This is a genomic window from Pseudarthrobacter sp. NPDC058362 (genome assembly GCF_042723515.1).
Classification (GTDB): domain Bacteria; phylum Actinomycetota; class Actinomycetes; order Actinomycetales; family Micrococcaceae; genus Arthrobacter.
The window spans coordinates 83,634-107,387 of record NZ_JBHXIW010000007.1 but is presented as its reverse complement, the minus strand read 5'-3'; the positions used below and the strand labels follow the sequence as shown (position 1 = coordinate 107,387).

Annotated in this window: 21 protein-coding genes, 2 tRNA genes, 1 pseudogene and 1 riboswitch; of the genes and pseudogenes, 13 read left to right on the top strand and 11 right to left on the bottom strand. The window is 66.6% G+C overall.

The features are described from left to right. Positions 1 to 1,827, bottom strand: a complete 1,827-nt coding sequence (locus ACFWIX_RS13815; RefSeq protein ID WP_377216748.1) for a phosphoenolpyruvate carboxykinase (GTP) — start codon at positions 1,825 to 1,827, stop codon at positions 1 to 3. A 277-nt stretch (positions 1,828 to 2,104) separates the two neighbouring features. Here ACFWIX_RS13815 and ACFWIX_RS13810 point away from each other — a divergent pair. The 3 genes from ACFWIX_RS13810 to ACFWIX_RS13800 all read left to right on the top strand — a co-directional run bounded on the left by ACFWIX_RS13810 (position 2,105) and on the right by ACFWIX_RS13800 (position 4,524). Beyond that, positions 2,105 to 2,178: transfer RNA gene (locus ACFWIX_RS13810), tRNA-Arg, on the top strand. A 115-nt stretch (positions 2,179 to 2,293) separates the two neighbouring features. Further along, positions 2,294 to 3,760: a dihydrolipoyl dehydrogenase family protein gene (locus ACFWIX_RS13805; protein ID WP_377216703.1), complete on the top strand. Its 1,467-nt coding sequence runs from the start codon at positions 2,294 to 2,296 to the stop codon at positions 3,758 to 3,760. Between the two features lie 77 nt (positions 3,761 to 3,837). After that, positions 3,838 to 4,524: a hypothetical protein gene (locus tag ACFWIX_RS13800; RefSeq protein WP_377216702.1), complete on the top strand. Its 687-nt coding sequence runs from the start codon at positions 3,838 to 3,840 to the stop codon at positions 4,522 to 4,524. 67 nt (positions 4,525 to 4,591) lie between these two features. On the opposite strand, the gene ACFWIX_RS13795 is transcribed toward ACFWIX_RS13800, so the two are convergent. Continuing rightward, positions 4,592 to 5,119 (bottom strand): SixA phosphatase family protein, encoded by a 528-nt coding sequence (locus ACFWIX_RS13795; protein ID WP_377216701.1) that lies wholly within the window; start codon positions 5,117 to 5,119, stop codon positions 4,592 to 4,594. 49 nt (positions 5,120 to 5,168) lie between these two features. Next, positions 5,169 to 6,032 carry a winged helix-turn-helix domain-containing protein gene (locus tag ACFWIX_RS13790; protein ID WP_377216700.1) on the bottom strand — a complete coding sequence of 288 codons (864 nt, stop codon included), beginning with the start codon at positions 6,030 to 6,032 and terminating at the stop codon, positions 5,169 to 5,171. 615 nt (positions 6,033 to 6,647) lie between these two features. Between ACFWIX_RS13790 and ACFWIX_RS13785 the strand changes: the two genes are divergently transcribed. From ACFWIX_RS13785 to ACFWIX_RS13775, 3 genes are all read left to right on the top strand, one after another. Continuing rightward, positions 6,648 to 7,388 (top strand): response regulator transcription factor, encoded by a 741-nt coding sequence (locus tag ACFWIX_RS13785; RefSeq protein ID WP_377216699.1) that lies wholly within the window; start codon positions 6,648 to 6,650, stop codon positions 7,386 to 7,388. Continuing rightward, positions 7,389 to 8,888, top strand: coding sequence for a sensor histidine kinase (locus ACFWIX_RS13780; RefSeq protein ID WP_377216698.1), 1,500 nt, complete (start codon positions 7,389 to 7,391; stop codon positions 8,886 to 8,888). 110 nt (positions 8,889 to 8,998) lie between these two features. Further along, a riboswitch (cyclic di-AMP (ydaO/yuaA leader) is annotated at positions 8,999 to 9,177 on the top strand. A 5-nt stretch (positions 9,178 to 9,182) separates the two neighbouring features. Beyond that, the gene (locus ACFWIX_RS13775; RefSeq protein WP_377216697.1) at positions 9,183 to 9,956 is read left to right on the top strand and encodes a hypothetical protein; all 774 of its coding nucleotides are present in this window, start codon (positions 9,183 to 9,185) and stop codon (positions 9,954 to 9,956) included. A gap of 23 nt (positions 9,957 to 9,979) precedes the next feature. On the opposite strand, the gene upp is transcribed toward ACFWIX_RS13775, so the two are convergent. Both upp and ACFWIX_RS13765 read right to left on the bottom strand, forming a co-directional pair. After that, positions 9,980 to 10,615, bottom strand: coding sequence for a uracil phosphoribosyltransferase (upp, locus tag ACFWIX_RS13770; protein ID WP_377216696.1), 636 nt, complete (start codon positions 10,613 to 10,615; stop codon positions 9,980 to 9,982). A 12-nt stretch (positions 10,616 to 10,627) separates the two neighbouring features. Then, a complete protein-coding gene (locus tag ACFWIX_RS13765; protein ID WP_377216747.1) occupies positions 10,628 to 11,446 on the bottom strand; it encodes a phosphatase PAP2 family protein in 819 nt (272 codons plus the stop codon). An 82-nt stretch (positions 11,447 to 11,528) separates the two neighbouring features. Between ACFWIX_RS13765 and ACFWIX_RS13760 the strand changes: the two genes are divergently transcribed. Continuing rightward, complete coding sequence (locus ACFWIX_RS13760; RefSeq protein ID WP_377216695.1) at positions 11,529 to 12,029, top strand: nucleoside deaminase; 501 nt, start codon at positions 11,529 to 11,531, stop codon at positions 12,027 to 12,029. 42 nt (positions 12,030 to 12,071) lie between these two features. Here the strand turns inward: ACFWIX_RS13760 and ACFWIX_RS13755 are convergent, their stop codons facing one another. The 4 genes from ACFWIX_RS13755 to ACFWIX_RS13740 form a co-directional block, all read right to left on the bottom strand. After that, complete coding sequence (locus tag ACFWIX_RS13755) at positions 12,072 to 13,181, bottom strand: glycosyltransferase family 4 protein (RefSeq protein WP_377216694.1); 1,110 nt, start codon at positions 13,179 to 13,181, stop codon at positions 12,072 to 12,074. A 13-nt stretch (positions 13,182 to 13,194) separates the two neighbouring features. Beyond that, positions 13,195 to 13,590 (bottom strand): 6-pyruvoyl tetrahydropterin synthase family protein, encoded by a 396-nt coding sequence (locus ACFWIX_RS13750; protein ID WP_377216693.1) that lies wholly within the window; start codon positions 13,588 to 13,590, stop codon positions 13,195 to 13,197. 8 nt (positions 13,591 to 13,598) lie between these two features. Further along, positions 13,599 to 14,627 carry a zinc-binding alcohol dehydrogenase gene (locus ACFWIX_RS13745; protein ID WP_377216692.1) on the bottom strand — a complete coding sequence of 343 codons (1,029 nt, stop codon included), beginning with the start codon at positions 14,625 to 14,627 and terminating at the stop codon, positions 13,599 to 13,601. A 96-nt stretch (positions 14,628 to 14,723) separates the two neighbouring features. Then, positions 14,724 to 16,631, bottom strand: a complete 1,908-nt coding sequence (locus tag ACFWIX_RS13740; RefSeq protein ID WP_377216691.1) for a DUF222 domain-containing protein — start codon at positions 16,629 to 16,631, stop codon at positions 14,724 to 14,726. A 131-nt stretch (positions 16,632 to 16,762) separates the two neighbouring features. Here ACFWIX_RS13740 and ACFWIX_RS13735 point away from each other — a divergent pair. Further along, positions 16,763 to 16,852, top strand: a tRNA-Ser gene (locus ACFWIX_RS13735). Between the two features lie 210 nt (positions 16,853 to 17,062). Further along, positions 17,063 to 17,209 (top strand): annotated as a pseudogene (locus ACFWIX_RS13730) (C4-dicarboxylate ABC transporter substrate-binding protein); the annotation flags it as partial. A 10-nt stretch (positions 17,210 to 17,219) separates the two neighbouring features. On the opposite strand, the gene ACFWIX_RS13725 reads toward ACFWIX_RS13730, so the two are convergent. Then, a complete protein-coding gene (locus tag ACFWIX_RS13725; RefSeq protein WP_377216690.1) occupies positions 17,220 to 17,951 on the bottom strand; it encodes a FadR/GntR family transcriptional regulator in 732 nt (243 codons plus the stop codon). A 256-nt stretch (positions 17,952 to 18,207) separates the two neighbouring features. On the opposite strand from ACFWIX_RS13725, the gene ACFWIX_RS13720 reads away from it, so the two are divergent. Together ACFWIX_RS13720 and ACFWIX_RS13715 are read left to right on the top strand one after the other, a co-directional pair. Beyond that, on the top strand, positions 18,208 to 19,806 hold the full coding sequence (locus ACFWIX_RS13720; RefSeq protein WP_377216689.1) for a PucR family transcriptional regulator: 1,599 nt from the start codon (positions 18,208 to 18,210) through the stop codon (positions 19,804 to 19,806). Next, on the top strand, positions 19,803 to 20,762 hold the full coding sequence (locus tag ACFWIX_RS13715) for a glutaminase (RefSeq protein ID WP_377216688.1): 960 nt from the start codon (positions 19,803 to 19,805) through the stop codon (positions 20,760 to 20,762). Before ACFWIX_RS13720 ends, ACFWIX_RS13715 begins: the two co-directional genes overlap by 4 nt. Positions 20,763 to 20,790: 28 nt before the next feature. Here the strand turns inward: ACFWIX_RS13715 and ACFWIX_RS13710 are convergent, their stop codons facing one another. Beyond that, positions 20,791 to 21,120 (bottom strand): GYD domain-containing protein, encoded by a 330-nt coding sequence (locus tag ACFWIX_RS13710; protein WP_377216687.1) that lies wholly within the window; start codon positions 21,118 to 21,120, stop codon positions 20,791 to 20,793. A 241-nt stretch (positions 21,121 to 21,361) separates the two neighbouring features. Here ACFWIX_RS13710 and ACFWIX_RS13705 point away from each other — a divergent pair, with 241 nt between their 5' ends. Then, on the top strand, positions 21,362 to 22,120 hold the full coding sequence (locus tag ACFWIX_RS13705) for a LamB/YcsF family protein (RefSeq protein WP_377216686.1): 759 nt from the start codon (positions 21,362 to 21,364) through the stop codon (positions 22,118 to 22,120). Then, positions 22,117 to 23,745, top strand: coding sequence for a 5-oxoprolinase/urea amidolyase family protein (locus tag ACFWIX_RS13700; protein ID WP_377216685.1), 1,629 nt, complete (start codon positions 22,117 to 22,119; stop codon positions 23,743 to 23,745). The genes ACFWIX_RS13705 and ACFWIX_RS13700 overlap by 4 nt, the downstream gene beginning before the upstream one ends. Positions 23,746 to 23,754: the final 9 nt, after the last annotated feature.

Here is a 23,754-nt window from a genome sequence, read left to right as displayed (position 1 = left end):
TCAGCCGAGCCGGGACTTGAGCCCTTCGAGCTCGGAACGCAGCGCCTGCGGGAGAGACTCGCCGAAGTTGGCGAACCACTCCTCGATGGACGCGAGTTCGGCAGCCCATTCGGTGGAGTCGACCTTCACCGCTTCCTCGACCTGTGCCGGGGTCATGTCGAGGCCGTCCAGGTCGATGGCGTCGCCGGTCGGGACGAAACCGATAGGGGTCTCGACGGCATCGGCCTTGCCTTCGAGGCGCTCAATGGCCCACTTGAGCACGCGGGCGTTGTCTCCGAAGCCGGGCCACGCGAAGCCCCCCGTGGAGTTCCGGCGGAACCAGTTGACCAGGAAGATCTTCGGCAGCCGCTCCGGGTTGGCTTTGGCGGACAGGTTTACCCAGTGGTTCAGGTAGTCGCCTGCGTCGTAGCCCATGAACGGCAGCATTGCCATGGGGTCGCGGCGGACCACGCCGACCGCGCCGGCGGCCGCAGCCGTGGTTTCCGAGGACAGTGTGGCGCCCATGAAGATGCCGTTGGACCAGCTGCGCGCCTCGGTCACCAAGGGGATGGTGGTCTTGCGGCGGCCGCCGAACAGGATGGCGGAGAGTTCCACGCCCTCGGGGCTGTAGTACTCCTTCGCCAGCATGTCGATCTGGTCGATCGGGGTGCAGAAGCGGGAGTTGGGGTGCGCAGCCGGCTTGCCGGATTCCGGCGTCCAGGAGTTACCCTGCCAGTCGGTGAGGTGCGCCGGCACGTCGTCCGTCATGCCCTCCCACCAGACGCCGCCGTCATCCGTCAGCGCAACGTTGGTGAAGATGCTGTTGCCCTTGGCGATGGCGCGCATGGCGTTGGGGTTGGTCCCCCAGCCGGTGCCGGGCGCGACGCCGAAGAGGCCCGCCTCGGGGTTCACCGCCCGCAGCTCGCCTTCCTTGCCGAAGCGCATCCAGGTGATGTCGTCGCCCAGCGTTTCCACCTTCCAGCCCTCGATGGTGGGGTCGAGGAGGGCGAGGTTGGTCTTGCCGCAGGCAGAGGGGAAAGCGGCGGAGACGTAGTAGGTCTTCTGCTCGGGCGAGGTGAGCTTCAGGATGAGCATGTGCTCCGCCAGCCAGCCTTCATCGCGGGCCATGACGGAGGCGATACGCAGGGCGTAGCACTTCTTGCCCAGCAGCGCGTTGCCGCCGTAGCCGGAGCCGAAGGACCAGATGGAGCGCTCTTCCGGGAAGTGGACAATCCACTTGTCAGGGTTGCAGGGCCAGGCCACGTCGTCCTGGCCGGGCTCCAGCGGGGCACCCACGGAGTGCAGGGCGGGCACGAAGAACGCGTCGGTCTCGGTGATGCGGTTCAGGACATCTGTGCCTATGCGGGCCATGATGCGCATCGAGGCAACCACGTAGGCGCTGTCAGTGATCTCGACACCGAACTTCGGATCCTCGGCGTCCAGGTGGCCCATGACGAACGGAATGACGTACATGGTCCGGCCGCGCATGGAGCCCGCAAACAGGCCGCGCAGCTTTTCCTTCATCTGGGCCGGGGCCATCCAGTTATTGGTGAAGCCGGCATCGCGCTTGTTCTCCGAGCAGATGAAGGTCTGCTCTTCGACGCGTGCAACGTCAGCGGGATCCGAGAAAGCGGCGAAGGAGTTGGGGAACAGGTCCTGGTTGAGGCGGGTCAGGGTTCCGGCGTCAACAAGTTCGTCCGTCAGGCGCGTGTTCTCCGCCTCAGAGCCGTCCACCCAATAGATGCGGTCCGGCTGCGTCAGTTCAGCAACCTCTTCAACCCATGCCAGCAGGCCGGCATGTGTGGTGGGTGCTTTCTCAAGCAACGGCTTCTGCGCCAGATCGCCCATTTCGGTTCCCTTCCTCGGGTTCATCGGTGTGTCCTAAATGCTATGGTCCGTACCACCGCCATTTTTGGGGCCGGAACGGCGCCTTCAACGGTCAAAAATCCAAAAACCGCGCCGATTCAACAAACTTTCGGTCCAAATCGGACGATTATGTGACTAAGGTCACCTATACCGGTCTAGTTACAGAGATTACACGGGTTTCGATTTGGCAGTGAGGCTCACCCTCGCGTAAAGTAATTCGAGGTTCGGGGAGAGCGGTTCTTCTCCAAGAACACAAGATGCGCCCATAGCTCAGCTGGATAGAGCGTCTGTCTACGGAACAGAAGGTCAGGGGTTCGAATCCCTTTGGGCGCACAGAATGAAACACCCCGGTCATCGGACCGGGGTGTTTTTTGTTGTCCGGTCCCGCTCATCCTGACCAGCCCCGATCACCGGGCCGTACACCGCCGGCCGGGCGTAGGCTGTCCCCATGACGCCTGAGCCCCTGAACCGCGAATATGACGTAGTAGTGATCGGCGCGGGAGCCGCAGGGGAAAACGTTGCAGACCGGGTGGTCCGGGGTGGCCTCACCGCGGTGCTGGTGGAGGCGGAACTGGTCGGCGGGGAGTGCTCGTACTGGGCATGTATGCCGTCAAAGGCGCTGCTGCGGCCCGGCACCGCACTGCACAGCGCCCAAACCATGCCGGGGGCCAAGGAAGCAGTCACAGGGACGCTCCACGCGGCCGCGGTCCTCGCCAACCGGGACCGGTTCACCTCCAATTGGGAGGATGGCAGCCAGGTGCAATGGGTCGAGGACGCGGGGATTGACCTGATCCGCGGCCATGCCTGGCTGACGGCGCCCAAGTCAGTCGAGGTGGCCGGGACCGACGGCACCTCGCACCTGCTGACGGCCCGGCACGCGGTGGTCCTGGCTACGGGCTCCATGCCCAACACTCCCCCCATCAAGGGACTGGATGACGTTGAAGTCTGGGGCACCCGCGAGGCGACGTCCGCCAAGGAGGTCCCCGAGCGGCTGGCAGTCCTGGGCGGCGGCGTGGCCGGGACAGAACTCGCCCAGGCTTTCGCCCGCATGGGCTCAGCGGTTACGCTCGTTGCGCGCGGCCGGCTCCTGGGCAGCTTCCCGGAGGAAGCGGCTGAGCTGGTGGCCGCCGGGCTCCGCGCCGACGGGGTGGACATCCGCACCGGCACGGCGACGCACAGCATCACCATGGACGACGACGGCGCGCTGAGCCTGGAGGTGGACGACGGTTCCGGGGGCCGCACCACAGTGGTGGCGGACAAAGTGCTGGTGTCCACCGGCCGGCACCCCGCACTTCAGGGCCTGGGACTGGAAAAGCTGGGTTTCGCCCCTGACCACCAGGGGAATCTGACGCTCTCCACCGACACGACGGGCCTGGTCGAGGGAGCACCGGGCGAAGGTTCCTGGCTCTATGCAGTGGGCGACGCCGCGGGCAAACACCTCTTCACCCACCAGGGAAAGTACGAAGCACGCGCCACCGGCGACGCCATTGCCGCCCGGGCCAAGGGCGAACTGGACGGCACCCCCGCGGCGTGGAGCCGCTACGCCCAAACGGCAAACGACCACGCCGTCCCCAACGTGGTTTTCACCGACCCGGAGATCGCGGCCGTGGGCCGAAACCTGAAGCAGGCGCAGGACGATGGATTCAAAGCCTCTACAGTGGAGCTCCCCATCGAGGTGGCCGGCTCGTCCCTGCACGCCGAAAACTACCACGGCTGGGCGCAGCTGGTGATCGATGAGGACAGAAAGGTTCTCCTGGGCGCAACATTCACCGGCCCGGATGTGGCCGAGCTCCTGCATGCGGCCACCATCGCCGTCGTGGGCGAAGTGCCATTGGATCGGCTCTGGCATGCAGTCCCGTCCTACCCCACCATCAGCGAGGTATGGCTGCGACTCCTCGAAAAATGCGGGCTATAGGAAAACCCGACGGCGGGCACGTCGGCAAGGAGCCCGCTCCCCAATGTTTTCGGGGGATGATTGATCACATGCGCCACATGGGGAACAGCGGAAAGTTTGCGGTCATCACCGGTATTGTCGCGGCCGGACTCCTGGTGCTCACGGGGATGACACTGGCGATGCCGGTGTTTGTGGCCTTCGCCGGCGTCCTTGGACTCGCCTATCTGGCCTGCATCCTGGAACTTATCCTTCGCCGACGCCACGTGATGCTGGTGCTCGGCGGGCTGTTCACCAGTCTCGCCATAGCCGGATCCCTGGCATTCCTGGGCACCTGGGAGCTCTCATTCGAAGGCCAGTCCTCCCTCATCGGAACACCGCTGCCCACGGACGATCCCGACACGTACTTCGTCCTGGCCGCAGGCTCGCTTGTCGCTGCCATCGCCGTCCTGTTCACCGGCGCCATCTGGCCCGGGCGTGCACCCGCGGGGAAGACCCAGCGGAAGCCACAGGCTCGCCGGGCACCGGTAAGGCAGGGCACAAAGCGGCCGGCGGGGCAGCGCAACACCCAGGCACGCGCCACCCAGCCACGGCCTGCGCAACCACGCACTACGGCGGGCGGCCGCGCTCCAGTGCGGCAGACGCCGTCGTCCGCGCAACGGCAAGGGGCCGCCCAACGGCAAGGGTCCACGGCCAAGGCGAGGGCTAAGCCAGGCGCAGCGGCAAGCGGCGCTGCGAAGCAAACCCCGCCCAAGCAGCCGGCCCGGAAGCCGGCGCCGCGCCGCTGAGGCATCCAGCCGCGGCAACCGCGGGCAGCTGCACGCGGCGAAGCATCAGCGCCGGCTCAGTCCGGGCTCAGTGCGCGCGCGGAACCTTGAACCGGGTAATGCGGGCGTCTTGGCCGTCCAGTTCAGCCCATGGCTTTTCCGTCTCCAGGACAGTCAGCGCATTGGTCGGGTACCGGGTGGCAGCATCCATGTAGGCGTCGTGGTCCGAGTCGCGGGAGGCCAGGTGCATGGCGAGATCCTGGACGCCGGGAAGGTGCGTGATCAGCATCAGGGTCATCACGGTGTCCGGCACATGGTTGACCACGGCGAGCATCCCGAGGGCCGACGCCTCGTACAGCCCGTCCTCCAACTTGGGCGTGGGAGCCTTGTCCCCGAGTTCCGAGCACACCCACGTGCAGGTCTGCCGGGTGCGCAGCGCGCTGGAACATAAGATGAAGTCCGGCACGATGTTGTGCTTGAGCAGCCATCGGCCAGCCAACGGCGCTTCACGGTGGCCCCGCTCCTCAAGGGGGCGTTCGTGGTCCGCGACGCCGCCGGGCCAGTCGGCCTTGGCATGCCGCATCAACACAAGACGCCGCAGATGGTGCTCACTCATGGCCCCAGCTTAAACCAAACCGCGGCGGCCAATGCCGGGAGGGCCCCAGCTAGATCGAGTATTCCGGAGCGGCCCAGACAACAACCTCGGGGTGCTCGTAGAACCGGTAACCCTGGCCCCGCACCGTGCGGACGGTGTTGGCGAGGCGGCCCAGCTTGGAGCGAAGGCGGCGGATGTGGACGTCAATGGTGCGCTCGTTGGGCACCTCCTCGGCGTTGCGCCACAGGCCCTCGAGGAGCTCGTCGCGGCCGACGGTACGGGTGCCGTTCTCCACGAGGTAGTTCAGGAGTTCGAATTCCTTGAAGGTGAGGTTCAGGGATTCGCCGTCCAGGTGCACTTCGCGGCGGGCCAGGTCGATCAGGACGCCGGAGGGACGGGGCTCCTGCTGCGCAGGACGCGGGGTTTCGGTGCGCTGCCGGGCGTTGACGGTGGGGTCACCGAACGTTGAGCGTACGACGTCGAGGGCGGAACCGGGGGTACCGGCGGGGGCAACGGCAACTGCTGCGTAGCTTTCGGCACCGGTCACGAGTGACTGGGCGTAGGCGCGGATTTCCTGGGCGAGCTTGGCGATGGAGGTGCCGGCTGCTGCAGCGGTTTCTTCATCGATGCCCATGTAGAGAACGAAGCCGCGGGCCACGTTGTCGTTGGCAACGGGGCGGACTGCGTTGGGCCCGGCCACCACGGGAGTGGGAGCCGTCATGGGCGCGGATTCTGCCGGCGGGACCGCGCGGAGCTGGCCGTACGAGTTGGGGTTGTAACCCTGGGGAACGTAGCCCGGGGCCGGGAAGCTGTTTCCGGAGCCGACGGGAGCGGTCGCCGGACGCTGCCCGAAACCGGGGCGGAATCCGGTGGACTGGGCAGCCTTGGCGGCGTTACGGACGGAGATGTGGACGTATCCGGATGCAACTGACATGAATGCTTACCTCAATGTGAATGGCCGTCATCGCGGCTCGAATGCTGGGTCCCCGCAATGCTGGGGGAGGGGCGCCCGACGCTGGGCTAGTTGGGCGAATGCCTAAGAACTTCGGAGGGTGGGAAGGTCAGGCGTGCATTCGGCAACAGCGCATCTCGGCGGCAGCAGGTGTGCTGGGCCAAATATCTGCGGCTGCAGGTGCTGTTGAGTTCTTGTTCACATTGGAAGTGTGACGCGTAACAATGCCAACTTGCAAGTAACAATGGACGAAACCGTCCGCATTATGAGACGAAATGGGCTAATGTGCCGTAGATCACGATTCCGGTACTCGGCGGTAACCGTGCTGAAAATGCCATTACCCGGCGGTAACCGAGACACATGCAGTGCTTTGTTCGGTCAATGGTCCCGTAAGAACGTTTTAATTCATTATCCCGCCGAAGCGTGAAATTGCCCTCTCTACGAGGGTCCGCTGTCCAGCCGGACCCGGATTTGGACTCCCCTAGGACACCATGCGGACGGCACCCGGGCGTCCGGCTGCGCCATTACGCCGGGATTCACAGCCGGCTCACAGGAAGACCCAAGCCCGGCAATAACGAGCAATCGGAGAGTTGTTGCATGGGCACCCTGCACTCCATGACCAACAACCTGCCGCAGCTCTCTCATCCGGACGGCTCCCCCATCCGTGCCCTGGTGGTTGATGACGAACCCAGCCTCGCCGAGCTGATGAGCATGGGCCTGCGCATGGCCGGCTGGTCGGTGGCCGTTGCCGCCGACGGCCCCCAGGCCGTGAAGCTCGCCAAGGACTTCCGTCCCGACGTCCTGGTGCTGGATGTGATGCTCCCCGGGTTCGACGGTGTTGAGCTCCTGGGCAGGGTCCGGGCCTTCGCGCCTGAAGTGCCGGCGCTGTTCCTTACTGCCAAGGACGCAATCCAGGACCGCATCGTGGGGCTTGCGGCCGGCGGTGATGACTACGTCACCAAGCCGTTCAGCATGGAAGAGGTACTGCTGCGCCTGCACCGCCTGGTGCAGCGCTCCGGCGTGGCCGCCATGGACACCGCCGAGCTCGTGGTCGGAGACCTCGTCCTGAATATCGACACCCGCGAAGTAACCCGCGCCGGCGACCAGGTCCAGCTCACCGCAACCCAATTTGAGCTGCTCCGTTACCTCATGGAGAACCCTAAACGCGTGATCAGCAAGGCCCAGATCCTGGACCGGGTGTGGAACTACGACTTCGGCGGCCAAGCCAACATCGTGGAACTGTACATTTCCTACCTGCGCAAGAAGATCGATGCCGCCCGCCCGCCCATGATCCACACCGTCCGGGGTGCCGGGTACGTCATCAGGCCGGCGGACTAGATGACATGCTCGCCGCACACCCCCGACCCACGGAGTTGGCGGAAGCCCGCCACCTGGCACCTCCGCACGCGGCTGACCGCCTTGGCCATGGGCCTGCTCATCGCGATCTGCGGGGCAGTGGGCGTGATCAGCTACGCCTCGATGGACACCTTCCTGACCCACCAGCTTGACGGCCAGCTGACCCAGGCGGCGGATCGGGCCAACGATCCGGGCCGGCCGCACATGGACGGAGCCATCGGGCGGGACCCGCTGGATGCCCGGGGACAGAGCGTGGGCACGTTGAACGCGCGCATCGTGGACGGCCAGGTCAACAGTGCTGGCTTCCTGGCACCGGACACCACACGATCACCCCTCTCGGCGGCGGACAAGGAGGCACTCCTTGCGCTGACGGCGGGCTCCGCACCGGTGGACCGGAAGCTGTCCAACGGCAACTACCGTCTGGTCGCGGCCCAGACCTCCTTCGGCGACGTTCTGGTGACCGGCCTGCCGCTCAATGCCAAGGAAAGCACACTGGCCTCCCTGGTGTGGACCTTCCTCCTGGTATCGCTCGGGGGGCTGGTGCTGGTCGGCTTCGCCGGCACCGTTCTGATTCGCCGCACCATGAGGCCGCTGGAGCAGCTCTCCGCGGTGGCCACCAAGGTTTCGCGCCTTCCGCTGGACGCCGGCGAGGTCGCCCTGGCGGTGCGGGTGCCGCCGTCGAACGCCAATCCCGGAACTGAAGTGGGCAGCGTAGGCCACGCGCTGAACCTCATGCTGGACAACGTGGCCAACGCGCTGCAGGCGCGGCAGCGGAGCGAAACGAAAGTACGGCAGTTCGTGGCGGACGCCTCGCACGAACTGCGCACTCCCCTCACCGCGGTCCGCGGGTACACCGAGCTGCTCCGCCTGACCGAGCATTTCACCCCGGACGGAGAACGGTCGCTGGCCCGCGTGCAAAGCCAGTCCGAGCGCATGACCGCCCTCGTGGAGGACCTGCTGCTGCTTGCCCGGCTGGATGAGGGGCAGCCGCTGAAGCTGGCGGACGTGGACCTGACCCAGCTGGTGGTCGAGGGCGTCAGCGACGAAAAGGTGATGGCGCCGGGGCACAACTGGCGGCTGGAACTGCCCGGGGAGCCGGTGGTGGTAAACGGCGACGCCGCGCAGCTCCGACAGGTCCTGATGAACCTGCTCTCCAATGCACGCAAGCACACACCGGCCGGCACCACAGTGGTGGCGGGCGCCCGGCTGGCATCCGCGGACACGGCGGAGATCACGGTAACGGACGACGGCGGCGGCATTCCACAGGAGTTCGTGGACCAGGCCTTCGCCAGGTTCGCCCGCGCAGACGCGGCGCGCAAGGGCGTCGGCGACCAGCCCGGTGCGGCCGGAACCGAGGGGACCAGCGGTCTTGGCCTGTCGATAGTGCAGTCCATTGTGGAAGCTCATGGCGGGACCGTCAGCGTTGAGTCACGCGCCGGCTGGACGAGGTTCGCGGTAAAGCTGCCCACTACGCCCCGATGAGGTGGTTAGACAATGGCGACGCGCCGCCGTCGTGATCCCTGTTACCAAAATGTGACTTTGCCGTAGATCTCCTGTACCGTCGAGTGAGTGCGCTTCCGTTCGTGGCGCATGTCCGGATGACGCCGAGCTCTGCCGCTTCCCGGACTCCGATAGACCGATGGCAGAGGCGGGGGACCCACCGTCCCGGGCGATTTCAGGCCCTTGGGGTTAAGCCAGCACGTGAATGTTCCGTGCGGCCGGATGCCCTCATCCGAACCCGACAGCTAACTCCGCAGGTGTGAGAGGCGATCCATCATGTCTGAATTCCAGGTAGCACCGCGCCCAAAATCCGGCGCATCCAGCCGCGCGGACGCGCGCGCCGCCAAGCGCTCCCGGCGCGGCACCTTCCCTGCACTGGGTAAGAGGGCTGCCGTGCTGGCCGCGTCCTGCGCACTGCTGGTGGGCGTTGGTGCAGCAGGCCAGGCCACCGAGTCCATGACGCGCACTTCGTCCACCGAGGCCACCGCCACGCAGCTCTCCCCCAATGAGCAGCAAGCGCAGCTGGGGCTCGAGAAGAGCGAACTGCAGGCCGCCGCGGCGGAAACGGCTGCTGAACAGGCTGCCGCTGCCAAGACTGCAGCAGAGAAAGCCGCCGCCGCGAAGACTGCTGCAGAGAAAGCCGCCGCCGCCAAGGCCGCTGCTGCGAAGGCTGCCGCTGAGAAAGCCGCGGCCGAGAAGGCCGCTGCGGCAAAGGCCAAGGCCGCGAAGCCGGCTGCCGTGAATGACCCCGCAGGCGCGCAGGCTTACGCCGCAAGCCAGCTGGCGAGCTACGGCTGGGCGCCGGACCAGATGCAGTGCCTGAAGACGCTGTGGACCAAGGAATCCGATTGGAAGACCACGGCGACCAACCCCAGCAGCGGCGCGTACGGAATCGTCCAGTCGCTGCCTGCCGAGAAGATGGCAAGCGCCGGAGCCGACTACGTCACCAACTACCGCACTCAGATCAACTGGGGCCTGGACTACATCCAGGAGCGCTACCAGTCACCGTGTGGCGCGCTGAACTTCCACTACGCCAACAACTGGTACTAAACCCGGCCAGCTACTGAACCAGGCTAACCTGCGATGCCGTACAGGCGGTCGCCGGCGTCGCCCAAGCCGGGAACGATGTAGGACTTCTCGTTGAGCTTCTCGTCGATGGAGGCCAGCACGATAGTCACGTTGGCGCCGGAAAGCTCCTCCTCCAGCTTGGCCAGGCCCTCCGGGGCGGCCAGCAGGCAGATGCAGGTGACGTCCGAGGCGCCTCGCTTGAACAGGAACTTGATCGCCTCGCGGAGGGTTCCGCCGGTGGCCAGCATCGGGTCCAGCACGAAGATCTGGCGGTCCGTCAGGTCCTCCGGCAGGCGTTCCGCGTAGGTAATGATGTCCAGGGTTTCCTCGTCACGGGCCATGCCCAGGAAGCCCACCTCTGCCGTGGGGACCAGTTTGGTCATACCCTCGAGCATGCCGAGGCCGGCGCGAAGGATCGGAACCACCAGGGGCGTGGGCTTGGTGAATGCGGTGCCCACGGTGGTGCTGACGGGGGTCTCAATGGTGACCTCTTCGGTGCGGACCTCGCGGGTGGCCTCGTATGCCAGCAGCGTGACCAGCTCTTCCGTCAACTGCCGGAAGACCGGCGAGGGGGTGTTCTTGTCCCTCAGGACGGTGAGCTTGTGGGCGACCAAAGGGTGGTCAACAACGAGAGTGCGCATGGGTCAAAACTATCACCCGGCGTGATGGTCTCCCGGGCCGCGGCCGGCAGCAGGCTCGCTGTGGTCCCCGTGGCGGTCCCGGCCGTGGTCGTGGATTTTCTCTGCCACGACATCCCGCACCACGGGGTGGTCGAACGTGGGAGCGGGACCGACGTGTTCCTTGCGCCTGGTCAGGTGAAACAGCCTGTGGGCCAGGATCACCAGGCCCACCCATGCACCACCCAGCAGCCATCCAGCGGTGACGTCTGTGAGCCAGTGATGGCCTAGGAACACCCTGCTCAGACCCATGGCGATGATGAAGATCACGCCCGCGGTGATGGCCGTGACGCGCACCCAGAGTTGATGGAACTGCAGGCACAGGACGTAGAGCAGCACGCCAATGACCACCGTGGTGTTAAGCGTGTGGCCGCTTGGGAATGACGGCGAGTGCTCAAACGGCGGGACGGCTTCCGAGTGGTCCGGCCGGGTCCGCCCAACCAGCCGCTTGCCGACGGTGGTGGCGTAGATGGAGACGGCGGCAGCACCGCCCACCAGGATGATTGGCCGCCACGTCCTGCTGAGGAAGGTCAGCCATGCGGTGAGAATGCTGGCCAGGATGGGCATCCCGACGCCACCGCCGATATTGGTGAAGCCGGTGACGACGGCGTCCAGCTCCGGGTTCCGGAGGGTCTGTGAGTACTCCAGCGCCGGAATGTCGAGGTTGGTGAGACCTTCGTCGTCCACCACGTTCGAATAGACCTCTGCTCCCAGGAGCGCGAGTGCCACCACCAGGCTGCCGCCGATGAGCATTGTCAGCCAGAGGGCGGCATAAGGTTTTATCCATTTGTCCATGCGGTCTTTGACAGTGCTCACTGTGCCTCCCGGCGGATGGTCGTCACGGGCTCTGGGTATCCTTCGAAACTATCATTGAGCCATGGTCTCCGCAGGAAAATCACACCACGAATGGATGGGCCTCGCCCTGGCGGAGGCCCGCCGCGCCCTTGCCACGGCCGACGTGCCGATCGGCGCCGTGGTCATAGGTCCCGACGGCGGCGTGCTCGGTTCCGGCCGCAACCAGCGGGAAGAACTGGGCGACCCCACCGCACATGCAGAGGTGGTGGCGATCCGCGAGGCCGCGGCCCGCCTCCGGGAACGCGCTCGACTGAGCGGCGGCGCAGACGACGGCTGGCGGCTGGCCGACTGCACGCTGGTGGTCACCCTGGAGCCCTGTGCCATGTGTGCGGGCGCCATCGTGTTGTCGCGGATCCCGCGGGTGGTGTTCGGCGCGTGGGACGAGAAGGCCGGGGCGGCAGGTTCGGTGTTCGACGTCCTCCGCGAGCGCCGTCTCAATCATTGGGTGGAGGTCTACCCGGGCGTCCGCGAGGCCGAATGCGCCGCGATTCTGCGGGAGTTCTTTGCGGCCCACCGGGTGTAGGGTCCCGGACCGGGCTGGTTTTCCGCCCCCGGAACTTGGGGTTCAGCCCCTCACCGCTTCGAGGACCGTGCGCGCCGTGTGCTGCCAGTCCGGCAAGCGCGTGCGGGCGTCGAACGCTGCCCCGCGCCACTCAGCCCGCAGCTTCGGGTCTTCCAGCCAGCGGCGTACGACGGCGGCCAGCTCGCCCGGACTTTCCGGCCCGCCCGGGGTGAGGGGAACCGCGGCGCCCGCAAGGACCGGATGTTCGGAGTCGCCGGGCCGCGGTATTCTGTGGCCGAGTGCTTCCACGGCACCGGTTCCGGCCCGCACCACCACCGGAATGCCTCGGGCCAAAGACTCCGTGACCGACATGCCAAAGGCTTCCTCCCGCGATACCAGAAGGCTCAGGCTGGCGCGTGACCACTCCTCCGCCAATGGTGCGCCGGTCAGTTCTCCCGTAAGCCTTATTCGGTCAGTCAGTCCCAGTCGTTCCACTGCGTCCCTGACCTGGCCGGCATAGCCAGCATCCGCCTGGTCCGAGCCTACTAACGCTGCCGTCCAGTCCAGGTCCTGCAGCTTGGCCAGCGCCTGCACCATCAGCAACTGGTCCTTGTTCGGCAGGAGTGCCGCAACCATGACAAGGTGGGGAGGATCCGACCCAGGGGCCAGCGGCGCCGGCTCCGTTCCGGGCAGGGCCACGCGGATGCTGTGGATGCCGTGCCTTTCCTGAAGAGTCCGGGCCGCTGTAGTGCTGGTGCAGATCAACCCGGCTGCCGCTTTCAATGCCCGCGCTTCGCTGTCCAGGGATGGGCTGCCGGGCGTCTCCGGACCCACGGGACCGGCGTCGGGAACCGGCATGTGGACCAATATCCAGGGCGGCCGCCCCGTCTTGGCACCGGACTCCAGTTCGTCCGGTGCACCCACCGCAACCAGCCCGTCCACGATGACCACGGCTTCGCCGGGACCGTACTCGGGGCTCCGGGCGCCCAAGAGGCTGCCGAACCGGCGTCGTTCGAGGGCGGAGGCGGCCGGCCACGACCCTTCGACGGGAACTATCTCGACCTCGCTGCCGAGGCCGCGAAGACCCTCCGCCAACCGGGAGTTATAGACGTTCCCGCCGGAATGGTGCCGGATGTTGCCCGGGACCAGCAGCCGGATAGGCGGCGCGTTCATAGTGGTCGACGGGTCAGCTGGCGAGGTCCAGCGAAAAGGTGGCCCAGGCATCCGGATTTTCGCGGAGGGTGACGTCGATCCCGGCGAGCTGGGCGCCGTCGTCGGACTTTCCGACCTCCCGCGCGACGCGCTGGGCAACATACTCGGCGAGGGCCTCGGTGGTGCTGAGTTTGCCCGCGAAGTCCGGGTGTTCATCCAGGTTGCGGTAGTTCAGGTCCGCGAGGACCTCCTCGATGATGGTTCCGGCGGCGCCGATGTCCAGAACGATCGCGTCCGCGTTCAACGCACGACGGCGGAAGGTCACCTCTGCCACGAAGGTTGCCCCATGCAGCCCCTGGGCAGGGCCAAAAACCTCGCGGGGCAGGCTGTGGGCGATCATGAAGTGGCGTCGGACGGTCAGGCTGAACATTCGTTACCTCAGGTTCTGTTGCTGGAGTCGGTGGGAAATTGCGTGGCGGCCGGGTATTCGATCACATGGCAGAGGGCGTCGCGGCTGCCGCATGCGAGTTCCTTGACGACGGCCGGGAGGTCCTCGAAGGGTGAGGACCCGGTCAGGAACGCGTCAAAAACTGGGTCGGCAAGGAGCGAAACGGCCAGGTTCAGGCGGTCCGCGTTGGTGCGGCGGTGGCGGCGCGCGCGGGCGACCACGCCCACCTGGCTGGCCCGGATGGACAGGCGCCGGGCGTGGAAGTCCTCCCCCAGCGGTACCGTGACTTCGCGGTTGGCATACCAGGACATTTCGATGACATCGCCCTCGTCACCGGCCAGCTGCAGGCTGCGCTCGAGGCCCTTCTGGGAAGCCGAGCAGTGGAACACGATGTCGCAGTCGGCAGCTGCTTCATCAGGGCCGACGAAATCCACGTCCAGGGCGCTGGCGAGCTGCTGCTTCGAGGGGTCGAGGTCCACAAGCTGCAGGCGTTCCAGCGGGAACGAACGGAGGAGCGTGGAAACCATGCCGCCCACCAGGCCCGCGCCGACCACAGCCACCCTGTCCCCGAGCCGGGGACCCGCCTCCCAGAGGGCGTTGATGGCTGTTTCAACAGTGCCGGTAAGGACTGCGCGTCGTGCGGGAACGTTGTCCGGGATCTTCGTGAGCGATTCCACCGGCACGACGTACAGGTCCTGGTGCGGGTTGAGGCAGAAGACGCGCTGGCCCTTCCACTCCTCGGGGCCGTCCTCAACGATGCCGACCGAGAGGTAGCCGAACTTCACCGGTCCCGGGAACTCTCCTTCCTGGTGCGGTGCGCGCATTCTGGTGGCGACCCGCGGTGGAACGGCTCCATTGTGAACCACCATTTCGGTGCCCTTGCTGATGCCCGAGTACAGGGCACGGACGAGGACCTCGCCCTGGCCGGGCCGCGCGATTTTCTCGGAGCGCAGTTCGCCGTGCTCCTTGGCGGTGGTCCAGTAGGCGGTTGCGTCGATGGCGGGATTCGAATTAGTCATCTTGCTGACGAATCTATCCGCCCTGCGGCGTACCGCAAAAGCCCGGCACCTGGGACTGCCCCGGGTTGGCAGCATGCCTTGGCTTGGTGGCACGTTTTAGGTGGGCAGCAGTCCGTTGGTGTTGATGGTTTCGAGGAATGATTCCCAGACGTCGGGCATCGGGTCCGGCGGGAGTGTGTCGGGGTAGGGGTAGGTGTCCCAGGCGGGGTGTGCCGGATGGAGGTCTCGGGTGTCAATGAAGTGCAGGCCGGTTGGGGCATGCGGTGCTTCTTCCGGCGCGTATTCAGTGATGCGTCTGGGCATGGTGGGGCCAGGCGCGGTGCTGGTGGGTGCGGCGTTGATTGGTGCGGCGTTGATGGGCACCGCGGTGGTGGGCAGGTTGGTGGGTAGGTGTGGTCGGTGCCAGGGGTGGGGTTCGTTGTTGTAGTGGCGTCCGGTCGGTGAGGTCCAGCCTGGTGGTGTGGTTTTGGTCGCCGGGGTGGGGGTCCAGGTGCTGGCGTGTTTGAGCCGGTGGTGTTTGGGGCAGGGCTGGGCGAGGTTGGTGATGCCGGTGGTGCCGCCGTGGTGCCAGGCGGTGAGGTGGTCGGCGTCGTTGTCGAGGGAGTGGTTGGTGCAGCCGGGGAACGGGCATTTGGTGTCGCGGAGCCGGAGCCAGTTCCGCATGGCCTGCGGGATGCGGTAGCTGCTGCGGCCGATCTCCAATGGCGCCCCGTCGCGGGGATCGATGAGGACCCGGTAGAACGAGTCCGCCCCGTCGGCCAGGATTTCCCTTGCCATGGAGGCGGGGACGGGTCCGTATCCGTCCAGGTCCGCCGGTTCGTCCGTGAGCCCGAGCAGTGCGAACACCGGCACGGTGACCAGGACCTGCGCCCGCGGCACCGGCACCCGCGCCAACCCACCGTTACCGGCCACCCCCTCACCGGCCGGCCCGGCTAGGTCAGTACCGGTATCAGCGGCAGCACGGGCGTCGGCATCATTCTCGGTCTTGGCGTCATGGCCCCTGGCTGAGGCGGCGGCCCCCGTTTTGACCTCGGTGGTGTTGGTGAGGAGGGCTGTGGCGAAGATGTCGGCGCGGAGCTGGGTGAGGGTCCGGGATTCGGTGGGGCCTTGGAGGGCGCGGGCGATCGCGGTGGTCCGGTTCCAGATCGCTTCGGCCTGGTGCGCGGGCAGGTAGGCGCTGAACCAACTCATCCCGTCCCGGTCCGGCGAACACTCGACCCGGCGGTCCGCGACACCCTTCACATGCCGCTGCTCCAGCGTCTCCGGATGATGGCGCTCACGCCAGGCCCGCACCCGGGACCGGAACCTCCCCGGCGTCAAATCCCCCGCAACACACCCCCACACCCCACCATGACCAACATCAAGGCCGGCAGGATCAGCAGAATCATCGGCGTCGGCGGCCTCAGCGGGGCCAGCGGCCTCGTCGGGAAGCGACGGTTGTGGGGTGAGGAAGTGGGTTTCGAGGGCTGTGGTCCCGGCCGGGGTGAGGCCGGTGGTTTCATCGCACGCGATGACCGCGTGGCGCCAGGAGATCGCCCCCGCCTGCAGCGCACCCAACGCCAACGGGAGATCCGTGCACAGCGCCCGGGCCTGGGCCAGAAACAGGGCCGCGGCGCCGTCACTGATCCGCAGCAGACACCCGATCTCGGCCCGGATGGACACCTCGAGCATCCCGGCAGCCTTCACCGCCGGCGGGGCGAGAGCCGTTTCGAGCTCCGCGAACCGGGCAGCAGCACGGGCCTTCAACGCCACCGCCTTCGCCTCAAGCCGCGCCGCCTCGGCCATCACCTCCAGGAGCGCGTCGGCCTCAACCCGCATCGGATCAGCCCACCAATCCCGCACCCCACCGGCAGTATTCGCTTCGCCGGTAGAAGGAGCCGCGTCATCAGGGCCAGCGGGACCGGGTTCCGCGTGTTCGGCGGCCTGCCGGGCCAGCGCATCCAGGCGCGCGGCGGAGCCCCCAACAGCCTCCACCGCCGCCCTGATACCCCCACCAAAACCCATACCCACATCATCCAACGAGGGTCTGACAATTTATTCCGGGAGTTCGACGGCATGAGTGCTGATCTCATAGGGCCGCTTCAACAGGCTTCGTTTTGGGGATGAGCGCCCTGCTCCGGTACCCTATTCAGGTTGGTGACGTGTCCGAGCGGCCGAAGGTGCAACACTCGAAATGTTGTTTGGTGTAAAAGCCAACGTGGGTTCAAATCCCACCGTCACCGCCAAAGAAAACCCCCGGGAAACCGGGGGTTTTCTGCATTCTTAGGAACGTCACGGTGCAGGGATCGAAGCTACCGCCAGATGACTGCTGTGGCGCTTCAGCCATATGACATCATCGATCTTTTCAGTTACTCCATAGTTGAAAAGATCAGAGCCGAATTCTTCAACTAACCCCGAAAATGATCTATTTGGCGTCGTACGCGACCCGTGAGCGTTCTCCTCTGCTGGTCAACCATGCTCAGGAACTCATTCCCGGCTCCAGCCAAGGCGTCCAATTCCTCAGCAGGGAAACCCTGATTAATACAGCCGGGCTTCCTTTCCATCCCGCAGCGGCTGCGGCCTACCGAAAGCTCCACGGCTAAGACAGCCCCATCAGTGTGCCGCAGCATCCTTGAGTTTGCTGCGGATGCCGGCGAAGTGGCGCTGCAGCCGTTCTGAGGCGAGCTCCTTGTCCCGGTTGGACACCGCCTCGTAGATGTCCCGGTGGGTCTGCACCTGTTCCTCGAGGTTCACGGGGCCGGAGCCCAGTGCCTCGTCGATCTGGCGGTGAACCTTCCAAAAGACGTCCATAAGGTTGATCAGCACCTCGTTGTTAAGGGGAGCGTAGAGGCGGCGGTGGAATTCGGCGTCGTGCTCGGCCAGGAGCCCGCCCTGCGTGGCGGCCGCCTGCATTGCCTCCATGGTCTCTTTGAGGTCCGACAGGTGTTCTTCGGTGAGGAGGTCGATCGCCAAACCGATGAGGCCCGATTCGAGGGCCTGCCGGACGTCGATGAGTTCCATGGCTTCCTCGCCCTTGTGGCGCAGGGAGAGTCGGCCGCGGAACGTCAGGCCGGAGACGAGGGCGTTGAAGTTGTTGGGGGCGACGAACATGCCGAATCCGTGGCGGATCTCAATCACACCGAGCGCCTGGAGGACTTTCAGGGACTCGCGGACGGTGTTGCGGCCCACGCCCAGCTCGGAGGAAAGTTCACTCTCCGTGGGGAGAGCATCGCCGACGTCCAGGCCGCGTTCCAGGATGAGGTTCATGATCCGCGTCTGGAGCGCCTGCGACCGGACTTGTGCACTAAACCTGGCGGGCGAAACCGCTGCCGGCGCTGTTGCCACATCATTCTCCTCGTAACCGCGTTCGGCGGTGAACGCCCTTTCGCTAGGGTACAGGACATGGGATGTCCCCAGTCTTTGGATGCCACCAATTGCGCCTTCGATGTTAGGCAACCACTGGAATCCCCGGCTCTTCGGAACGCCGCCCAAAGAACGGCCGTCCCCATTGGGCCGGGTTCCATAATTAAGTCCCTGTGAGCTCGATACCATGTAATGACCGGACAGAGGCGTCCGGCTGATCGACGCTAAAAGGGAGCTCATGGGCGCGCTGACCGTGGACGATATCCTGTCGGACCTCCCGGTGGGTTTCGCCAGCCTGACCCTGCGGCCGGCACTGCCGGAGTCGGCGATCGACCGGTTCCTGATACTTGACTCCGACGACGGGCCCACGGATGCGGACTCGACCTTCGTCCTGCTCATCGGAGTACGCGGCCGCGCAGCCCTGCCCGCCCTGCGGCGGCTCCTGCACAGCCCGCCCCCGGTAGTGGCAGTAAAGGGAGCCCGCGAGGATTTCGTGGATGCCGAAGAACTGCTTCGGGCTGCCGGGACCGGTCTGCTCCTGGTGGATCCCGGCGCGGACTGGGACCGGCTGCTGTCGATCGCCAAGGACAGGATCCAGCCCCGCAGCTACCAGAGCGAAGTCCTGACCCTCCTTGAGGAGGACCTGTTCGCCATTGCGCAGACTACCGCCCGGCTCACCTCCAGCCACGTGGTCATCGAGGACGCCGCCAACAAAGTCCTGGCCTATTCCACCGTCACGAACGACATCGACGAGCTCCGCAAAGCCTCCATCCTGGCCCGGCGGGGTCCGCGCAAGTACGAACTGCTGCTCAAGGACCTCGGCGCCTACCGGGAACTTCACCGTGCCCGGGGGCCGGTTCGGGTTCCGGCACGGCCACAGGACGGGCTCCGCGAACGTATGGCCGTGGCGCTGTTCGCGGGTGAACGCATCATGGGCTACATCTGGCTGCAGGAAACCGGCGAAGGGTTCGGACCGGATATCGGGTACGTGCTCAGCGGCGCCGCCGCCAGGGCCTCCGCCGAGCTGATCCGTTACCGCAACCAGCAGTCGGTGCATATGCAGGAGGACCGCATCGCACGGCTGCTCTCGGGTCCGGCCGAGGCCGCTGCGAGCGCCCGCAGCGAAAAGATTCCGGCGGACCGACCCGCTGCCCTCCTCCTGCTCGGCCTGCCGGGACCTGAATCGCAGGCCGACGACGCAGCGCTCAAGCACGGCGAACTTGCCAACCTCGCATCCATCCACGCCGCCGCGTACAAGGCCTCCGCCGTCGTCGGCCAGTACAAGAGCGGGACAGCCGTGATCGTCCCGGGCCTGCAAACCGCCGGTGCGGAGGCTGGGCTGCGCGCGCTGGCCGAAGCCATCATCAGGGACGCGGGACGTCACCTGGGCATTCACCCCTTTGCCGCGATCAGTCCCTTGGTCCCCGAACTGACCGCCCTCCACTCGGTCACGTCGACCGCCGAAGCCCTGCTGGCCTGCGCGGGTCCCGCCGAGCACACCAGGGTGGCCACGCTGGACGGGTTCGAAGGAGAAGTCCTTTTCCGCGAGGCGGCGGCAAACTTCAGGTCCTCGCCTTTCCGCCACCGCAAGCTTGCGGCGCTGCTGGCCACCGACCGTGAACTGGCAGTGACTTTGCAGTCCTACTTTGATGCGTGCCTGGACGTGGCAGAAGCTGCACGCCGGCTGGCCCTCCATAAAAACACCGTGTACTACCGCGTCAGCAAGGCCGCCCGTTCCACCGGACTGGACTTCGGCAACCCGCGTGATGCCCTGGTTACCCTGCTCCATTTGGAGGAATGGGCCGCAAAGCACCCTAAGAACGAAGGCAACCCATGACCACCACACTCGACGCCCCGCCCCTTGGCCCCTTGCTCGATGACATCGTCCGCACGCACAGGCCGCGCCAGGAAGGCGGCCACACCCCCGCGAACATCCCCTTCCTGTCCACCATCCCCTACGACAGGTTCGGAATCGCCGTGGCCACCACCTCCGGCGATGTGTTCAGCTCCGGGGACGCCGGCGTGGCCTTCTCCATCCAAAGCATCTCCAAGGTTTTCACCTTGGCCTTGGCCCTCCAGGGCGGCAACCCGGAGGCGCTGTGGCAGCGGGTCCTTCGAGAACCGTCCGGCACGTCCTTCAACTCGTTGGTGCAGCTGGAGGCGGAACTGGGCATTCCCCGGAACCCGTTTATCAATGCGGGCGCTCTGGTCGTGACTGACCACCTGATGCAGGTAACGTCTGATGCCGCAGCGCAGGTCCTGCGGTTCCTCACCGAACAGGCGGGAGCCGCAGAGCCCGGGAGCGGAAGCGGAAGCGGAACACCGTACATCGACGAGGCGGCTGCCGCGGGTGAGCTCGCCCGCAGCAGCCGCAACCTCGCCCTGGCCCATTTCCTCAAGGACTTCGGCAACCTCGCCGCGCCGGCCGAATCCGTAGTGGAAAACTACGTACGCCAGTGCTCCATCATGATGACCTGCTCCGACCTTGCCAGGGCCGCCTTGTTCCTGGCCCGGGACGGCCAGGGCAGCCGAGGGGCGGTATTGTCCCGCAGCCAGGCCAAGAGGATCGGCTCCATCATGCTGACGTGTGGAATGTACGACGCCGCCGGTGAATTTGCCTACCGCGTGGGCCTGCCAGGCAAGAGCGGCGTGGGCGGCGGGATCCTGGTGGTGGTACCCGGCGTCTGCACCATTTGCGTCTGGAGCCCCCGCCTCGATGCCAAGGGCAATTCGCTGGCGGGCACGGCAGCCCTGGCCGACCTCTGCGAACAGACAGGCTGGTCCGTCTTTTAGTCCCGGACCGGGTGCAGTCCATCCACCCTTACGCCGAACCCGGCGGCCGGTATTTGATGCCGCCGGCCGTCCGAAGCGCCTCCATCGTCTCCTCGACGGTCAGCAGCACGGTGGTGTCGAAAGAGCTTAAGGCACCTCCCCCGCTGATCGCCAGAGCGACGGCGGCCATGGAGACGTTGTCGGGCGCCTCCCACAGGTTGTAGCCGTCATGGGCGCCAAAGCCGTACCAGAATCCGTGGAGCTTCCCGCCTACCGACTCGATATAGGCCTGCGCTGCCTTCCGTCTGTCCTCCGGGTGGTCGATGAGCCGCGACCACGTCTCCGGTGTGTAGCTGAACTTTGAGAGATAAAGAGGCATGGTCCTGTCCTGTCGCTGGATACCGGACTCTCCCCGTACCCACAGAATGGCAGAGCGGCCCTTCACCGGCAACGCCTGGCGCCCCGCGAGATGGCATTTAACAGCAGGATTGGGGATAAACACTGCTGCGAAGTGCCATCTCGCGGAGGGGTGGGGATGGGAGGTGCCAGGAGAAATTGTTGAACAATCTGAGATTCTCGTGCATCCTAGGGAGACCACTTAAAAGGAGACGGGAATCACCATGGCCTTCATTGACCTCAACAGCGACGTCGGGGAATCGTTCGGCAACTGGACGATGGGCGACGACGCCGCCATGTTCCGTTCGGTCTCGAGCGCCAACGTGGCCTGCGGCTTCCACGCCGGGGATCCCTCCACCATCGCCCAGACCTGCCGCGACGCCGTAGCGGCCGGCATCACCATTGGAGCCCACGTGGGCTACCGGGACCTCGCCGGCTTCGGCCGCCGCTTCCTGGACTGCTCCCCCACCGAACTCGCCGACGACGTCCTCTACCAGCTCGGTGCCCTGGATGCCCTGGCCCGGGCAGCCGGCGGACAGATCCGCTACGTCAAGCCGCACGGCGCGCTCTACAACACCATCGTCACCCACCAGGTGCACGCCCGGGCCGTGGTCGACGCCGTCAAGGCCTTCGGCGGGGACCTGCCCCTCCTGCTCCTCCCGGGCTCCGTCGCCCTCACCGCCGCGGAGGAAGCCGGGCTGCGCGGCGTGGCGGAGGCCTTCGCGGACCGCGCCTACAACCCTGACGGCACCCTGGTGTCCCGCAGGGAACCGGGCGCCGTCCTCCACGACGAAGACGCTGTTGCCGCCAACATGGTCCGCCTGGCCACGGAGGGCACCATCGTGGCCAGCGATGGCTCCGTGATCCGCACCTCCGCCGAAAGCATTTGCCTGCACGGCGACACCGCCGGCGCGGTCTCCATGTCCGCCGCCGTCCGGCGCGAACTCGAGGCCGCCGGCGTCACCATCCGGAGCTTCGTGTGAGTTCCCCGGACATCCGCTGGGCCGGACCCCGCGCACTGCTCATCGAGCTCGACTCCCTGGAACACGTGCTGGCCCTCCATGCGCAGCTGCTGGAACACCCGCCGGCCGGCCAGGTGGACGTCCTCGCAGCCGCGCGGACCGTCCTGGCCGTGTTCGATTCCCGTGCCAACGCGCAGGCGGCGCGCGCCGCCGTCGCGCTTTTGGACAGCGGCCCCTCCACCGATGGGGCCTCCTCCGCCGATCCGGTGCGGATCGAGGTGGTGTACGACGGCGAGGACCTCGCCGAGGTGGGCCGCATTACCGGCCTGGGCGCCGACGGCGTCGTGGCTGCCCACACGGGGCAGCTGTGGACCGCCGCATTCGGCGGCTTCGCCCCGGGCTTCGCCTACCTGGTGGGCGAGAACGAGTCCCTGAACGTCCCGCGCCGCAGCAGCCCGCGGACGTCCGTGCCCGCAGGATCCGTGGCCCTGGCCGGAAACTTCTCCGCGGTCTATCCGCGCAGCTCCCCCGGGGGCTGGCAGCTGATCGGCCGCACCGCCGCCCGGATGTGGGACCTGGATCGCGACCAGCCTGCGCTGGTCCGGCCTGGCCGCACCGTCCAGTACGTGGCCGTCCGCGAACTCGTGGAACTCGCCGAACCGGCCAAAGACGTGCAGTCCCCGGACGAGCCGGAAGAGCACGCCGGCCCAGCCCTCGAAGTGGTCATTCCCGGCCCCCAGTCCCTCATCCAGGACTTGGGCAGGGCCGGCTACCGCGACCTGGGCGTCTCCGCCGCCGGCGCCGCAGACACCGCCAGCGCCCGGCAGGCCAACCGACTGGCCGGGAACCCGCCCGGCGACGCGGTGATTGAAAACGTCTTCGGCGGGCTTACCGTCAGGGCGCGCGGCGAGCTGACTGCAGCCCTGAGCGGCGCACCGGCCCCGGCGGAGATCGAGAGCAAGCACGGCACCCGCCCCGTCCCGATGTACGCACCGTTCGCCCTGCACGACGGCGAGTTCCTGCGCCTGGACCGGCCTACCGCCGGCCTGCGCACCTACCTGGCAGTCCGCGGCGGGATCAACGTCCCCGCAGCCCTGGGCAGCCGGTCCACGGACCTCATGTCCGGCATCGGCCCGGAGCCCCTGGCCGATGGAACCGTGCTGCCCGTGGGAGAGGTGGACCGCGGCCGGATCGTGGGCGACCCCGAGCCGTCCACGCTTCCGGCCGACCTCGCCGCGGGCACCGACCAGCCCGTGGTCCTGCGGATCACCACCGGCCCCCGCGACGACTGGTTCACCCCGGAATCACGCGAAGCCCTCACCGCCCAGACCTGGTCCGTGACCCCGGAGTCCAACCGGATCGGCGTCCGCCTCGGCACCACTGGAACGGGAGCCGCGCTGGAACGGTCCCGGACCGAGGAACTGCCCAGCGAAGGCGTGGTGGCCGGCTCACTGCAGGTGCCGCCGTCGGGCCTTCCCGTCCTGTTCCTTGCCGACCATCCGGTGACCGGCGGCTACCCGGTGATCGGTGCCGTCATTCCGGAGGACCTGCCCGCAGCGGCGCAGCTTCCGCCCGGCACTCCGCTCCGGTTTGTTGCCGTCGACCCCGAAACGCTGCAGCCCCTGACCTCCGCTCCGAGCCTGTGAAAGAAGCCC